The organism is Streptomyces sp. NPDC050564 (assembly GCF_044457265.1).
Classification (GTDB): domain Bacteria; phylum Actinomycetota; class Actinomycetes; order Streptomycetales; family Streptomycetaceae; genus Streptomyces.
This window is the reverse complement of record NZ_JBITGS010000091.1, coordinates 1-13,788: the sequence shown is the minus strand read 5'-3', so window position 1 is coordinate 13,788 and position 13,788 is coordinate 1. Positions and strand designations below refer to the sequence as shown.

The window sequence follows — 13,788 nt, the reverse complement described above, 5'->3', positions numbered from 1 at the left end:
GGGGGCGCCCCGGGGTCCCGCGGGGGGGGGGGGGGGGGGGCGCGCCGGGCGCCCGGGCGCCGGGGGGGGGGGGGGGGGGGGGCCCCCCGGCCGCCCCCCCCCCCCCCACCGCCACGTTCTGGGTGCACGCGACGGCCGACGGCGAGGCCACCGTGACGGTGGAGCAACTGGGCGGTGGCGAGGGCATGTTGACCGTCAATGGCGAGTACCTGGGGCGGCTGGGCCGGACTCCGCTGTTCCTGCTCGGCGGCATCAACAAGCTGACTGTCACCGCCACTTCGTGTCGGCTCGTCCTGGACCGACTGCTGGTCGCACCCGGACAGGGGTGCCTGCAGACGATCGTGTACGCCGCCGAGGACGGCACCGTGACGGGGAAGGCGAAGGTGACCGGGGCCCACACGTTCGCCACCGGCGGGAAGGCGGTCGACGGCATCGGTGAGGGAGCGAGCAACGCACTCATCGTCACCGTCACGGCCGCGCACACCGGGCGGCACGCCCTCACCATCCGCTACTCCAACGGCGAGCAGGCCCCCGCGACCCACTACAACCCTGACCCGGTCTGCCGCCACGCGGACATCTCGGTCAATGGGGAGCAGGCGCGCCGCGTTCTCTTCCCCACCACCTTCCACTTCAACGACTTCCGCGACCTCACCGTCCCGGTGACACTGAATGAAGGGCCAACACCGTCACCATCACGAACGGGAGCCAGAGCCAGCACCAGGACCATCGAGGGCAGCGCTCCGCACACGCCCCCGTCATCGATCGGGTGGCCGTGACACCACTGGCCCCAGACCCTTCCTGAGGATCTGCTGCGAGCCGCGGGTGCGGTGATCGCGGAAGTCCGGTCACGCCACGGCATCCATCAGCTCGCGCCGATGCACCCCGGAAGGCCACCGACCTGGAAGAAACTAGCCCTCCTCGCCCGCCACATGCACGCCGAAGGCGGCACCCTGCGGGTCCCGCAGGACGGCGATGCGCGGGCCGTCCGGTACGGACGTGGGCTCCATGAGCATGTGTCCGCCGGCCTGGACGGCGGTGTCCGCCGTGGCGTCCACGTCCTCGACGGCGAAGTACGGCAGCCAGTGCGACGGGACCTCGTGCGGAAACTTGTCGCCCATCGTCACCATGCCGCCGAAGTCGGCACCGCCGATGCCCCACTGCGGGTAGTACTCCGAGGCGGTCACGGTCCAGCCGAACACCGTCGTGTAGAACTCCTTGACCCGATCCGGGGCACGGGTCATCAGCTCCACCCAGCCGAGCGCGCCAGGAGCGTTGAACAGCCCCGCGCCGGGGAAGGCCCGCGCCTGCCACAGCTGGAAGGCCGCGCCGCCCGGGTCGACGGCCACCGCGAACCGGCCCACGTCGAACACATCCATCGGGCCGAGGACCACCGTGCCGCCGGCGGCGGTCACGGCTTCCGCGGCGGCGTCCGCGTCGGCCACGGCGAACGACACATTCCAGGCGACCGGCTGTGAGTCCTGGTACAGCGGTGTGATCGCCGCGACCGCGGCCTCACCGAGGTGCGCGACCGTGTAGCCCCCCGCCTCCTGGCGCGGATCCGTCTCCGGGCGCCAGCCGAACAGATGGGCGTAGAAGCGCTTGGCCGCCTCCAGATCGCTGGTCCCGAGCTCGGTCCAGCAGGGTCCGCCGGTCACCGGCCTGTCGAGCTTCATGGCGTTCCTTCCGCAGCGAGCCCCCTCAGAACGCTAAGCCCAGGCCGCCGCACCGGCCATCCGGGCGTCGGCCCCGGCGCCGTGCACCCGTCATCGCAAGGCCGTGCTGGACACCGTATAGGCCCCATATAGCGACCGAACCCACGCTCGACTCATTCGAACGAATGAGGGGGCTCGGACATGGGACGGGACGGCAGCGCGGCACGGGTGGCGGTGGTGACCGGTGGGTCGCGGGGCATCGGACGTTCCGTCGCCGTACGACTGGCGCAGGACGGTTTCGATGTCGCGATCTGCTACCGGTCGGACGAGGCGGCGGCGCAGCTGGTGCAGAAGGAGATCGAGGACGCGGGGCGCCGTGCGCTGGTCAGCCGCGTGGACGTCGCCGTCCGTCCGGAGGTGCAGGAGTTCGTCACCGCGGTGGAGGCGGAGCTCGGCACCCCCGACGCCGTGGTGACGTCCGCGGGCATCACCCGGGACCGGCCGCTCGCCCTCATGGGGGACGAGGACTGGCACTCCGTCGTAGGGACCAATCTGAGCGGCACCTACCACCTGCTGCGCTGCGTCATCCGGCCGATGATCCGCGAGCGGGCGGGAGCGGTGGTCACCCTCTCCTCGGTCGCCGGGGTCGCGGGCAACGCGGGCCAGGCCAACTACTCGGCGTCCAAGGCGGGCATCATCGGCCTCACCCAGTCGCTGGCCAAGGAGGCCGGGCGCTACGGGATACGGGCCAATGCCATCGCCCCCGGGTTCATCGAGACCGAGATGGTCGCGGGACTGCCCGAGGACGTCGTGAAGGGCGCGCTCACCCGTATCCCACTGGGGCGGTTCGGGCAGGCCGACGAGGTCGCCGCCCTCGCCTCGTTCCTGGTCTCCCCACAGGCCGCGTACATCACCGGCCAGGTGCTGCGCGTCGACGGAGGCATGGCCCTGTGACCTCCGACGACCTGTGGTTCCGCCGCTATCCCGCGGCGCGGACCCCCCGGGTGCGACTGGTGTGCTTCCCGCACGCCGGCGGCAACGCCCAGCTCTTCCACGGCTGGTCGATCCGGCTGCCGGGCGATGTCGAACTGCTCGCCGTGCGCTACCCCGGACGCCAGGAGCGGATGGCCGAGCCGTGCGTCGAGTCCATGGACGAGCTCGCCGACGCCATCGCCGGGGCACTGGCCGGATACCGGGACGTTCCGCTCGCGCTGTTCGGGCACAGCATGGGCGCCGCCGTGGCCTACGAGGTCGCCGCCCGCCTCGAAGAGACCGGCCCGGGACCCGTGCACACGTTCCTGTCCGCGCGCAACGCCCCGCACCGTGCGCCCCGCACCGCCCTGCACCGGGCCGCCGACGACGTGCTGCTCGCCTCGGTCCGACGGCTCGGCACCCTCGGCGGCGACCCCTACGGCGTACCCGAACTGCGTGAACTGCTGCTGCCCGTGCTGCGCAGCGACTACCGCCTCATCGAGACCTACGCACCCGAGAACCCGCCACTGCTGCGGGCCCCGATCACCGCGTACATCGGTGTCGCCGACCCCGGCTGCCACGTCGAACGCGTCACGGCCTGGGCCGAGTTGACCACGGGCGGCTTCGATCTGCGCTCGTTCCCCGGCGACCACTTCTACCTGGCCCCGCGGGAGGCCGAGCTGACCGCGGACATCGCCGCGCGGCTCGACCCGTCCCGCAGCGGGGCCTCCGCATTCGCCCACCCGACCGTCACGACCGCGAGGACAGCTTCATGACCAACACCGAGACCTGGGCGCCGCTGGAGATCGAGGCCGCGGACGGTGGCGGCGCCGACGAACTGCTCGCCCGGATCGACGCCCTCGACCCCGGCCTGGACGACCTCCTCGTCCGCGAGAAGGGCCTGGTCTTCCGCGGGTTCGGCGTCACGCCCGAGACGCTCGACAAGGCGCTCGACCGGCTGCTGCCGCACCGACTGGCCTACGTCCACGGCAACTCGCCGCGCACGAAGGTCGGTGGCAACGTGTACACGTCGACGGAGTACCCGCAGGAGTACACCATCTCGATGCACAACGAGATGAGCTACGCGCACGCCTGGCCGACCCGGCTCGCCTTCTACTGCGAGGTGACGCCCGGCGGTGGCGGCGCGACCCCGGTCACCGACGCCGCCCGCTGGCTGGCCGCGCTCGACGACGAGGTGCGCGAGGCCTTCGCGGGCGGGGTGCGTTATGTGCAGAACCTGCACGACGGGTACGGCCTCGGCAAGAGCTGGCAGGACACCTTCGAGACCAAGGATCGCGCTGACGTAGAGGAGTTCCTGACCGGCACCGGCGCCGAGTGGACGTGGCGCCGCGACGGCAGCCTGCGCGTCGAGTCGGTGCGCCCGTCCACCACCCGGCACCCGGTCACCGGCGTCGAGGTCTGGTTCAACCAGGCCGACCAGTGGCACCCCGCCGGGCTCGGCGACGACACCGCCGCCGAACTCGCCGCGATCCTCTCCGAGGACGAGCTGCCGCAGATGGTGAAGTTCGCCGACGGATGCCCCATACCCGCCGAGTACGTCGCCCAGATCCGGGACCGGGGCCTTGCCGTCGCCGTCGACGTCGACTGGCGCCGCGGCGATCTGCTGCTCATCGACAACGTGCTGCTGGCCCACGGGCGACGGCCGTTCACCGGTGACCGCAGGGTCCTCGTCGCGATGTCCGACTGAGCCGGGGGTTCCATCATGACGACCACTGAAGAAGAGGTGCTGCCCGGCTGGGCCGGCACCGGCACCGCACCCGCACTGCGCCGCGCCGCCGCCGAGGGTGCGTCCGTCCTCGACGACATCGCCGAACACCACGACGCGCTGCGCCAGTTGCTCATCCAGCGGGGCGCCGTCCTGCTGCGCGGCTACCCCGTCGGCGGAGTCGACGGCTTCGACGCCGTCGTGCGCGCCTTCTCCGGCACGCCGCCGCTGGCGTACGCGGAGCGCTCCTCGCCCCGCAGCACCATCAAGGGGCAGGTCTACACCTCGACCGACTATCCGCAGGGCGAGGAGATCTTCCTGCACAACGAGAACTCCTACCAGGCCGTGTGGCCCGGCACCCTGTACTTCTACTGCGCGGAGCCGCCCACCACGCAGGGCGCCACCCCGCTCGCCGACACCCGGCGCGTGCTCGCCGCCCTCGACCCCGACGTGCGCGAGGAGTTCGAGCGACGCGGCTGGCAGGTCGTGCGCAACTTCCACACCGGGTTCGGTGTGCCCTGGCAGGAGGCCTTCAACACCACGGACCAGGATGCCGTGATCGCGTACTGCAAGGAGCGGGACATCGTCGCCGAGTGGCGGCCCGACGGCGGACTGCGCACCACCGCGAACCGTGCGGCCGTGCACCGCCACCCCGTGACCGGCGAGCGCGTCTGGTTCAACCACGCCACCTTCTTCCACGTCACCACCGTGGCCGAAGAGGTCGGCGCGGGACTGCGGGCGATCTTCCCCGACGAGGATCTGCCCACCCACACGTACTACGGCGACGGCGGAGCCATCCCGGACGAGGTGACGGACCACCTGCGCGCCGTCTACCGGGCCAACTCCGTCCGCTTCGACTGGCAGCGCGACGACGTGCTGATCGTCGACAACATGCTCACCGCGCACGCGCGCGAGCCGTTCACCGGGCCGCGGCGGATCGCCGTGGCCATGGCCGAGCCGTCCGACGCCCCGTCGGACGGGGGGAGTTGAGGACGTCATGTCACAGCCCGAGGCTGAGAAGGCCCCGTTGGAGACCTATCTGACCCCGCAGACCCACGGGTCCCGCATCACCGGCATAGCCGCCTACCGGCCCACCCGGCTGCTGTCCAACGAGGAGCTGTCACCGCGCACGACCGTCTCCCCGGAGTGGATCGAGCAGCGGACCGGGATCAAGACCCGGCACCACGCGAGCGAGGCCGAGGACCTGGTCACCATGTCGGTCGCGGCGGGCGAGAAGGCCCTGGTGATGGCCGACATCGACCCCGCGGAAGTCGACCTGACCATTGTCGCCACCGCGACCCGCAAGCGCCGTATGCCGGGCATCGCTCCGGAGGTGGCCAGCCGCATCGGACTGCCCAACTCGGGTGCGTACGACCTGAACGCCGTGTGCGCCGGCTTCACCTACTCGATGGCGATGGCGTCCAATGCCGTACGGCTCGGCGAGGCGCGCCACGTCCTCGTGGTCGGCGCGGAACGCACCAGTGACTGGATCGACCCGAACGACCCCGACACCTTCGTGATCTTCGGCGACGGGGCCGGCGCCGCCGTGGTCTCACGCTCCGAGCACACCGGCATCGGCCCCGCCGTATGGGGCAGTGACGGCGCCCGGCACAGCGTCCTCGGCCTGACCGAGCGGCCCGACGGGCGTGAGTACGTCGCCATGAACGGTCCGCTCGTCTACAAGTGGTCCACCGCGACCATGCCGGACGTCGCCCACCGCGCCTGCGCCGCCGCCGGGATCACCATGGCGGACATCGACTGGTTCGTGCCGCACCAGGCCAACAACCGCATCATCAAGACCCTCACCCGGGAGCTGGAGCTGCCGCCCGAGCGCGTCGTCAACGACGTCGTCGACACCGGCAACACCTCCGCCGCCTCCGTGCCGCTCGCGCTCAGCCGGCTCTACGACAGCGGCCGCTCCACCCCGGGCGACCACGTGCTGCTGCTCGGCTTCGGCGCCGGGCTCACCTACGCGGGTCAAGTCGTCCGCATGCCCTGACCGGGCCTGCCCCACTCCCATCCACACGCCCTTCACGCGAGAGACGGAACATCACATGACCACGCACGAGTTGACCCTTGACGCCCTGACCGCCGAGGTCATCGCACTTGTCCAGCGCACCGCCCCCGACCTGGAGGGCGACATCGACGCCGACTCCAGCTTCGAGGAGCTCGGCATGGACTCGCTCACGCGGGTCGACCTGTTGGCCGCTGTCGAGAAGAACTACAGCCTCTCGGTGCCCGACGAGACGGTCGCCGAACTGCTGCGCGTGCGGGACGTCGTCGCCTTCCTCGCCACGGCGAAAGCAGAGGTCTGACGGTGGAACTTCACCACGGGGGGCGGACGGCGGAAGCCGTCCTCGACACACCGCTCCCGCTGTCGGTGGGCCAGGAGGGGCTGTGGCTGCTGCAGCGCCTGGCCCCCGACAGCGCGACGTACAACCTCGCCGGCGGGGCCCGCATGACGCCCGCGCCGGACCCGGAGATCCTCGGCCGCGCCGTGCGGGCCCTGACGGGCCGTCACCCGATGCTCCGCTCGCGCTACACGGAGACCGACGGACAGCCCTGCCGCATCGTCCAAGAGGTCGGCACACTGGGCGAGTTGACCGTGCGCGACATACCGGACGCCACGGACGAGGAGCTCGACAAGCTCGTCAAGGCCGAGGTGCGACGGCCCTTCCGGCTGGACACCGAGGGCCCCTTCCGCGCCGTACTGCTGCGCCGCCGCGAGGACGCCGTGGCACTCGTCGTCACCCACCACATCGCCACCGATGCCTTCTCGCAGTGGCTGCTGTGGCGCGACCTGCTCCACGCGTACGAAGCCTTCGTGACCGGCGAGGAGCAGCCCGGCTGGGAACCGCTCCCCGTCGCCTACGACGACTTCGTGGAGCGGGAGCAGGTGCTCCTGGAATCCTCGCGCGGCAAGCGGCAGGCGGAGTTCTGGCAGGAGGAGGCCGCCGGTTCGCAGGCCGCCGAACTGCCCACCGACCGACCCCGCCCCGCAGTCTCCTCGCAGGCCGGCGCGAGCCTGCTGCGCCGGCTGCCCGACCGGCTCTCCGACAAGGTGCTGCGCACCGCCGCACGGCGTGGAGTCTCCCCGTTCGCCCTCACGCTCGGCGCCTTCCAGGCGCTGCTGCACCGCTGGGGCGGCCAGACCGACTTCCTGCTCGCCTGCCCGGCGTCCACGCGCCGTTCGTCCGCCGCCGAGGTCGTGGGCTACTTCGTGAACCCGGTGCTCATCCGCGGCCGGTTCGACCGGGAGACCACGCTCGCGGAGGCGATGGACCGGGCGGCCGACCGGGTCCGGCAGGCGACCGCGCGCGTCTCCTACCCGTACCCGCTGGTCGCCCGCGACGCGGCCACGGCGGGCCCGCTCTACCGGATCTCGGTGACGATGGTCGCCACCGACCGGTTCGGGCCCGGCATGGGCGGGGCCGCCTCGGGCGAGCCGATGATCGTGGCGGGCATCGAGACGACGTACCTGGAGATCCCGCACCTGGAAGGCCAGTGCGACCTCTCGCTGGAGATCACCCGTGATGTGTACGGGCTGACGGTGGCCCTGCGCTACGACACGGACCTGTTCGAACGGGCCACCGCGGAGCGGCTGTTCGACCTCTTCGTACGGTTCGTCGAGGCGGCCGCGGACGATCCCGACCAGCGCGTCTCTCGGATCCCGCTGACCGACGACGCGGAACGCCAGGCGCTCCTCGCCCTCGGCAGCGGCGGCCCCGGCGGCACTCCGTGACCGATCGCACAGGGCATCCCGTGACCGACCACGAACCCGGCAGGAGTCCGCGGCCATGACGCCACGACCGGTGCTCGACGGCATCCTCGACGCCGTCGGCGACACACATCTGGTGGAGCTGGGCGGCCTGCTGCCCCGCTTCCCCTCCCGGGTCCTCGCCAAGCTCGAAGGGTTCAATCCGGGCGGCAGCGTCAAGGACCGGTCCGCGCTGTCCATGCTCCTGGGCCGGATCCGGGGCGGCGAGCTGATCCCCGGCCGGTCCACGGTCGTGGAGTCCAGCTCAGGCAACCTGGCCATCGGGATCGCGCAGATCTGCCGCTACTACGGGATCGACTTCATCTGCGTAGTGGATCCCAAGACCACCCGGCAGAACCTGGCGATCCTGCGGGCCTACCAGGTCACGGTCGACATGGTCACCGAACCCGACCCGGACACCGGCGCCTATCTGCCGGCCCGGCTCGCCCGGGTGCGGGAACTGGTGGCCGCCCTGCCCGGCGCGTACTGGCCCAACCAGTACGCGAATCCGCTCAATCCGCGGGCCCACACCCGGACCATGCGGGAGATCGCGGAGGCGCTGGACGGCCGGGTGGACTATCTGTTCTGCGCCACCGGCACCGGTGGAACCATGACCGGCTGCGCCGAGTACATCCGCGAACGCGGCCTGTCCACGACGCTCGTCGGCGTGGACGCGCTCGGCAGCGTGCTGTTCGGCGGTCCGCCGGGGCCGCGGCTGCTGCCCGGGCACGGCGCCGCCGTCCGCCCGGCACTCTTCGACCCCACGCTCGCCGACGAAGTGGTGCTGGTCTCGGACCTCGACTGCGTGGTCGGTTGCCGGACCCTGACGCAGCGCGAGGCGATCCTCGCGGGCGGCTCGTCCGGCGCCGTCACCGCGGCGCTGCGCAAGTTCGCGGACCGCATCCCGGCGGGCAGCACCTGCGTGCTGATCTTCCCGGACCGCGGCGACCGCTATCTCGACACGATCTACGACGACGAATGGGTGCGCCGCCAGTTCGGCGAGGTGAGCCACCTGTGGAAGGAACCGGAGCACACCATGGCGGTGGGAACATGCTGATCATCGGCCACCAGACGGTCGCGGGGCTCCTCGAAGGGCGCGAGAAGGAGGTCGTCGACCTCGTCGCCGACGCCTACCGGCGCCACGACGAGGGCCGCACCAGCCTGCCGCACTCCGTCTTCCTGCGCTTCCCCGACCGGCCAAGGGACCGCATCATCGGCCTGCCTGGATACCTCGGCGGCAGCGCGGACGGCGGCGAGGACGACATCGCCGGGATGAAGTGGATCGCCTCCTTCCCCGGCAACATCGCCTCCGGAGTGCAGCGCGCCAGCGCCGCGATCCTGCTCAACAACCTGCGCAACGGGCAGCCCGAGGCGCTCATCGAGGGCTCGCTGATCTCCGCCCAGCGCACCGCCGCCTCGGCCGCCGTCGGCGCCCGCACGCTGCTCGGCGGCCGCAGGCCCTCCGGGGTCACGCTCATCGGCTGCGGCGTCATCAACCGCGAGGTGCTGCGCTTCCTCGCTGTCGAACACCCGGGGCTCGACCAGCTCACGGTGTACGACACGGACCCCGACCGCGCCAGGCGGTTCACCCAGGACAACGCACGGCTGCTGCCGTCGGCCACCGTCCGCCACTGCACCACGCTCGACGAGGCGCTGGCCGCCCACGACCTGGTGTCCATCGCCACCACAGCCGCGACCCCGCACACCACGCTCGACGCCTGCCCGCCCGGCACGGTCGTGCTGCACGTCTCGCTGCGCGACGTGACGGTCCGAGCCGTTCTCGGCGCCCACAACGTCGTCGACGACCCCGATCACGTGTGCCGCGAGAACACCTCGATGCACCTCGCCGAACTCGCCACCGGAGGACGGGAGTTCATCGACGCGAGCATCGGCGCGCTGCTGCGCGGCACCGCGAAGCTCGACCCGCACCCCGGCAAGCCGCTCGTGTACTCGCCCTTCGGGCTCGGCGTCCTCGACCTCGCGCTCGCCCGCTTCGTGCGGGACCGGGCCCGCGCCGGCGGCCTCGGCAGCGAGGTCACGGACTTCCTGCCCGCGCCCGCCGCCTAGGCCTGCCTCTCGGATCGCGCCTGGGCCACGGAGCCCGGCACGCGCATCTGCGTTGTCGTCACTCGCCGACTCCCCCGCGCGGCTTCGCTCGCGCGGGGGACCCCCACCACGTCGACTCCCTCCTCCGCCTTGCAGATGCACGCACCAAGCCCCGCTCACCGGCAGTGGTGAGGCGCCGCAACCCGAAGTCGGCGCGATCCGAAAGACAGGCCCTGGCAGCCCGCCGTCGCCGCGCACACCCACCCCTCGCCTCGCGGGGCCGCCGCACCGCCGTACGTGATGACCTTCCCTGGAGAAGAGATGACAGTCCCGCTGCACGAACTCATCGCCCACCAGGCCGTGTCGACTCCGCTCGCCGTCGCGGTCGACGGCGCCCAGGGGCCGCTGAGCTACGAAGCGCTCGACCGGCGTGCCAACCGGATCGCGCACCTCCTCGCGGCCCGCGGCGTCGGCGCGGAGGACCGGGTCGTCGTCTGCCTGCCGCGCGGTCACGACCTGGTCGCGGCGCTGCTGGGCGTCTGGAAAGCGGGCGCGGCCTACGTGCCGCTGGACGCCGGGCATCCGCAGGAGCGTACGGCCTGGGTGGTCACCGACAGCGGCGCGGGCACGGTGGTGACCACCGCGGCCGACGCCGACGCGTTCGAGGAGCTGCTGCCCGGCGGCGTCGTGGTCCTCGACCAGGAGGCCGACACCCTCGCCGAACTCCCCGACACGGCACCGAGGGTGAGGGTGTCCGCGGACCATGCCGCCTACCTCACCTACACCTCGGGCTCGACCGGGCGTCCCAAGGGCGTGCTCGTGCAGCACGGCGGCATCGCCGGCCGCGTCGCCTGGTCACTCGGCAACCAAGGGCTGACGGCCGCCGACCGGGTGATCCAGAAGACGGTGCTCACCTTCGACGCCGCCGCCTGGGAGCTCTTCACGCCGCTCGCTGCGGGCGCCACGGTCGTCATGGCACCGACGGGCGCCGAGGCAGACCCCGCCCTGCTGGTGGCCACGGTCGCCGACTCGGGCGTCACCGTCCTCCAGGGCGTGCCGTCCGTGCTGCGCCTCCTGGTCGCTGAGCCCCGCTGGGCGGACTGCGCGGCGCTGCGTCTGGTGTGCTCGGCGGGCGAGGCGCTGGACGCGGAACTGTGCCGCCGCCTCGCGGAACCGGGCGGCGCCCGGGTCTGGAACACCTACGGCCCCACCGAGTGCTCCATCGACGTCACCGCGCAGCTCTTCGACCCCGAGCGGCACACCGAGGCGGTCCCCATCGGACGGCCCATGGACCACATGCGCGTCTACGTTCTCGACGCCGAGTTCGACCCGGTGCCGATCGGCGTCGTGGGGGAGCTGTACGCGGCGGGCGAGGGCACGGCGCGCGGCTACGCGGGCCGTCCCGGACAGACCGCCGAGCGCTTCCTGCCCGACCCGCACGGTAGCGCGGGCAGCCGCATGTACCGCACCGGCGACCTGGTGCGCTGGCGTTCCGACGGCTCCCTGGACTTCCTCGGCCGCGCCGACCACCAGGTCAAGGTGAACGGCGTCCGCATCGAACCGGCCGAGGTGGAGGCCGCGTTGAACGCCCACCCTGATGTCCGGGGTGCCGTCGTGGACGCCCGCGTCCTCGGCGAGGGCAAGCGGCTCGTCGCGTATCTGACGACGGGTCGCCGTATCCCCCGGGACGAGCTGCGCACCTTCCTGCGCGGCCGGCTGCCCGAGCCGATGATCCCCTCGCTCTTCGTGCCGCTGGACGCCTTCCCCCTGACCAGCAGCGGCAAGGTGGACCGTGGCGCACTGCCCGACCCGGTTCTCGAGCAGGCGCAGAGCGCCGAGTACATCGCACCGCGCACCTCCGCGGAACGACTCGTCGCGCAGGTGTGGGAGCAGCTCCTGCAGGTCGAGCAGGTCGGCGCGCATGACGACTTCTTCGCGCTCGGCGGCTCCTCACTCGTCCTCACCCGGCTCGCCGACGCCCTGCGCAAGGCATCCGGCGACGACATCCAACTGCGCGGCCTGTTCGGCGCGTTCACGGTCGAGGCGCAGGCCAAGCTCCTGGAGGACGCCCGTCCCGCCCTGCCCGGTGTGACGCCGGTCGGCCGCGACGAGCCGTTGCCGCTCTCCTTCGGGCAGCACCGGCTGTGGTTCCTGGACCGCATGCACCCGGGCAGCCCCGAGTGGGTGGCCCCGTTCTTCCTGCGGCTGCCCGCCGGTACCACCCGTGACGTCGTGCAGTCCGCCCTCGACGCGCTGGAGGCCCGGCACGAGTCGCTGCGCACCCGGTACGTCGTCGAGGGCGAGGAACCCCGCCAGGTGGTCGTCGCGCCGGGCACCGTCGAACTCCGTGTCGAGGACGCCTCCGAGGCGCACCTGGAGCGGCTGTTCGGCGAGCAGTTCGCCCGGGGCTTCGACCTCACGGACGGCCCGCTGTGGCGGGCGCTGCTGGTCCGCGTCCCGAAGGGCGGCCCCGTCCTGCTGGTGACGGCCCATCACATCGCCACCGACGGCTGGTCGACCGTCGTCCTCGACCGCGAGCTGCGTGAACTGTGCGCCGCGGCGACCGCGGGCCGCACTCCCGATCTCGGCCAACTCCCGGTGCAGTACGCCGACTTCGCGGCCTGGCAGGCGGACTACGCATCCGACATCTCGTCGTCGCGCGAACTGGACCACTGGAAGCAGAGCCTCGCGGGCCTGCCGGAACTCAGGCTCCCCACCGACCGCCCCCGCCCCGCGCAGCGCGACGCGCGTGGCTCCGGCGTCAGGTTCTCCGTGCCCGCCTCACTCGCCGACACCCTCACCGGCATCGGACGCCGGCACGGCGCGACCCCGTATGTGACGCTGCTCGCCGCCTTCGGCGCGCTGCTCGGGCGCTACAGCGGCCAGGACGACTTCGGCATCGGCAGTCCGGTGACCGGCCGGACCCGCCCGGAGACCCAGGGCACCGTCGGGTTCTTCCTCAACTCCCTCGTCATGCGCTGCGATCTGAGCGGCGATCCCACCTTCGCCGAGCTGCTCCAGCGGGTCCGGGCCACGGTGATGGCCGGCTTCGCCCACCAGGAACTGCCCTTCGAGCGCCTGGTGGACGAGCTGCAGCCCACCCGTGACCTCTCGCGCACCCCGCTCTACCAGGTCGCCTTCGACCTCCAGGACGAGGGCGCGACCTCGGTGGCCGCCGACGACGTCCTCATGGACGCCTTCCAGGGCGCCTGGCGCGTCGCCAAGACGGACCTCACCCTCTTCGTCTGGCGGCAGTCCGACGGCTCCCTGATCGGCGCCTTCGAATACGCCACCTCCCTCTTCGACCACGACACGGTCGAGCGGCTGGCCCACCACTTCGTCCAACTCCTCGAAGCGGTCGCCGTCGACGCGGACGCCTCCCTCTCCGCCGTCGACATCACCTCCGTCAAGGAGCGCCGCCTTCTCAAGGCGTGGAACGACACGGCGATTCCGGTGCGCGAGGTGTCGGTGCCGGACTTGATCGCGGAGCGGGCGGCCGAGTCGCCCGGTGCGGTGGCCGTCGAAGCGGATGGTGTCCAGCTGACGTTCGGTGAGCTGGAGGACCGGGCGAATCGTCTGGCGGGGGTGCTGCGTTCCCGGGGTGTGGGTGCTGAGTCGTCGGTGGCGGTGTTGCT

The 13,788-nt window shown here is 72.1% G+C and carries 12 protein-coding genes; 11 read left to right on the top strand and 1 reads right to left on the bottom strand.

Translation table 11 applies throughout. The annotated features are described in order from the left end of the window. Nucleotides 1-122: 122 nt before the first annotated feature. On the top strand, nt 123-776 hold the full coding sequence (locus tag ACIBK0_RS51110) for a hypothetical protein (RefSeq protein WP_399097213.1): 654 nt from the start codon (nt 123-125) through the stop codon (nt 774-776). A gap of 132 nt (nt 777-908) precedes the next feature. Here ACIBK0_RS51110 and ACIBK0_RS51105 read toward each other — a convergent pair whose 3' ends face one another. Continuing rightward, nucleotides 909-1,673, bottom strand: coding sequence for a VOC family protein (locus ACIBK0_RS51105; protein WP_399097209.1), 765 nt, complete (start codon nt 1,671-1,673; stop codon nt 909-911). A 180-nt stretch (nt 1,674-1,853) separates the two neighbouring features. Between ACIBK0_RS51105 and fabG the strand changes: the two genes are divergently transcribed. From fabG to ACIBK0_RS51055, 10 genes are all read left to right on the top strand, one after another. Next, on the top strand, nt 1,854-2,606 hold the full coding sequence (gene fabG, locus ACIBK0_RS51100; protein WP_399097206.1) for a 3-oxoacyl-[acyl-carrier-protein] reductase: 753 nt from the start codon (nt 1,854-1,856) through the stop codon (nt 2,604-2,606). After that, the gene (locus ACIBK0_RS51095) at nt 2,603-3,400 is read left to right on the top strand and encodes a thioesterase II family protein (RefSeq protein ID WP_399097203.1); all 798 of its coding nucleotides are present in this window, start codon (nt 2,603-2,605) and stop codon (nt 3,398-3,400) included. Before fabG ends, ACIBK0_RS51095 begins: the two co-directional genes overlap by 4 nt. After that, nucleotides 3,397-4,332, top strand: a complete 936-nt coding sequence (locus tag ACIBK0_RS51090; protein WP_399097200.1) for a TauD/TfdA family dioxygenase — start codon at nt 3,397-3,399, stop codon at nt 4,330-4,332. The genes ACIBK0_RS51095 and ACIBK0_RS51090 overlap by 4 nt, the downstream gene beginning before the upstream one ends. 15 nt (nt 4,333-4,347) lie before the next feature. Beyond that, on the top strand, nt 4,348-5,340 hold the full coding sequence (locus ACIBK0_RS51085; protein ID WP_399097197.1) for a TauD/TfdA family dioxygenase: 993 nt from the start codon (nt 4,348-4,350) through the stop codon (nt 5,338-5,340). Nucleotides 5,341-5,347: 7 nt separating this feature from the next. Continuing rightward, the gene (locus ACIBK0_RS51080) at nt 5,348-6,349 is read left to right on the top strand and encodes a beta-ketoacyl-ACP synthase III (protein ID WP_399097194.1); all 1,002 of its coding nucleotides are present in this window, start codon (nt 5,348-5,350) and stop codon (nt 6,347-6,349) included. 55 nt (nt 6,350-6,404) lie between these two features. After that, nucleotides 6,405-6,665 (top strand): acyl carrier protein, encoded by a 261-nt coding sequence (locus ACIBK0_RS51075; protein WP_399097191.1) that lies wholly within the window; start codon nt 6,405-6,407, stop codon nt 6,663-6,665. Between the two features lie 2 nt (nt 6,666-6,667). Beyond that, nucleotides 6,668-8,092: a condensation domain-containing protein gene (locus tag ACIBK0_RS51070; RefSeq protein WP_399097188.1), complete on the top strand. Its 1,425-nt coding sequence runs from the start codon at nt 6,668-6,670 to the stop codon at nt 8,090-8,092. Between the two features lie 55 nt (nt 8,093-8,147). Next, nucleotides 8,148-9,164, top strand: a complete 1,017-nt coding sequence (sbnA, locus tag ACIBK0_RS51065; protein ID WP_399097185.1) for a 2,3-diaminopropionate biosynthesis protein SbnA — start codon at nt 8,148-8,150, stop codon at nt 9,162-9,164. After that, nucleotides 9,158-10,174, top strand: coding sequence for a 2,3-diaminopropionate biosynthesis protein SbnB (sbnB, locus tag ACIBK0_RS51060; protein ID WP_399097182.1), 1,017 nt, complete (start codon nt 9,158-9,160; stop codon nt 10,172-10,174). The genes sbnA and sbnB overlap by 7 nt, the downstream gene beginning before the upstream one ends. A 300-nt stretch (nt 10,175-10,474) precedes the next feature. Then, a partial coding sequence (locus tag ACIBK0_RS51055) for an amino acid adenylation domain-containing protein (RefSeq protein WP_399097178.1) occupies nt 10,475-13,788 on the top strand: 3,314 nt, incomplete at its 3' end.

Bases quoted from the DNA above. Each gene is read 5' to 3' on its own strand.
- ACIBK0_RS51105 (WP_399097209.1), bottom strand. From the start codon at position 1,673: ATGAAGCTCGACAGGCCGGTGACCGGCGGACCCTGCTGGACCGAGCTC.
- fabG (WP_399097206.1), top strand. From the start codon at position 1,854: ATGGGACGGGACGGCAGCGCGGCACGGGTGGCGGTGGTGACCGGTGGG.
- ACIBK0_RS51090 (WP_399097200.1), top strand. From the start codon at position 3,397: ATGACCAACACCGAGACCTGGGCGCCGCTGGAGATCGAGGCCGCGGAC.
- ACIBK0_RS51085 (WP_399097197.1), top strand. From the start codon at position 4,348: ATGACGACCACTGAAGAAGAGGTGCTGCCCGGCTGGGCCGGCACCGGC.
- ACIBK0_RS51080 (WP_399097194.1), top strand. From the start codon at position 5,348: ATGTCACAGCCCGAGGCTGAGAAGGCCCCGTTGGAGACCTATCTGACC.
- ACIBK0_RS51075 (WP_399097191.1), top strand. From the start codon at position 6,405: ATGACCACGCACGAGTTGACCCTTGACGCCCTGACCGCCGAGGTCATC.
- sbnA (WP_399097185.1), top strand. From the start codon at position 8,148: ATGACGCCACGACCGGTGCTCGACGGCATCCTCGACGCCGTCGGCGAC.
- sbnB (WP_399097182.1), top strand. From the start codon at position 9,158: ATGCTGATCATCGGCCACCAGACGGTCGCGGGGCTCCTCGAAGGGCGC.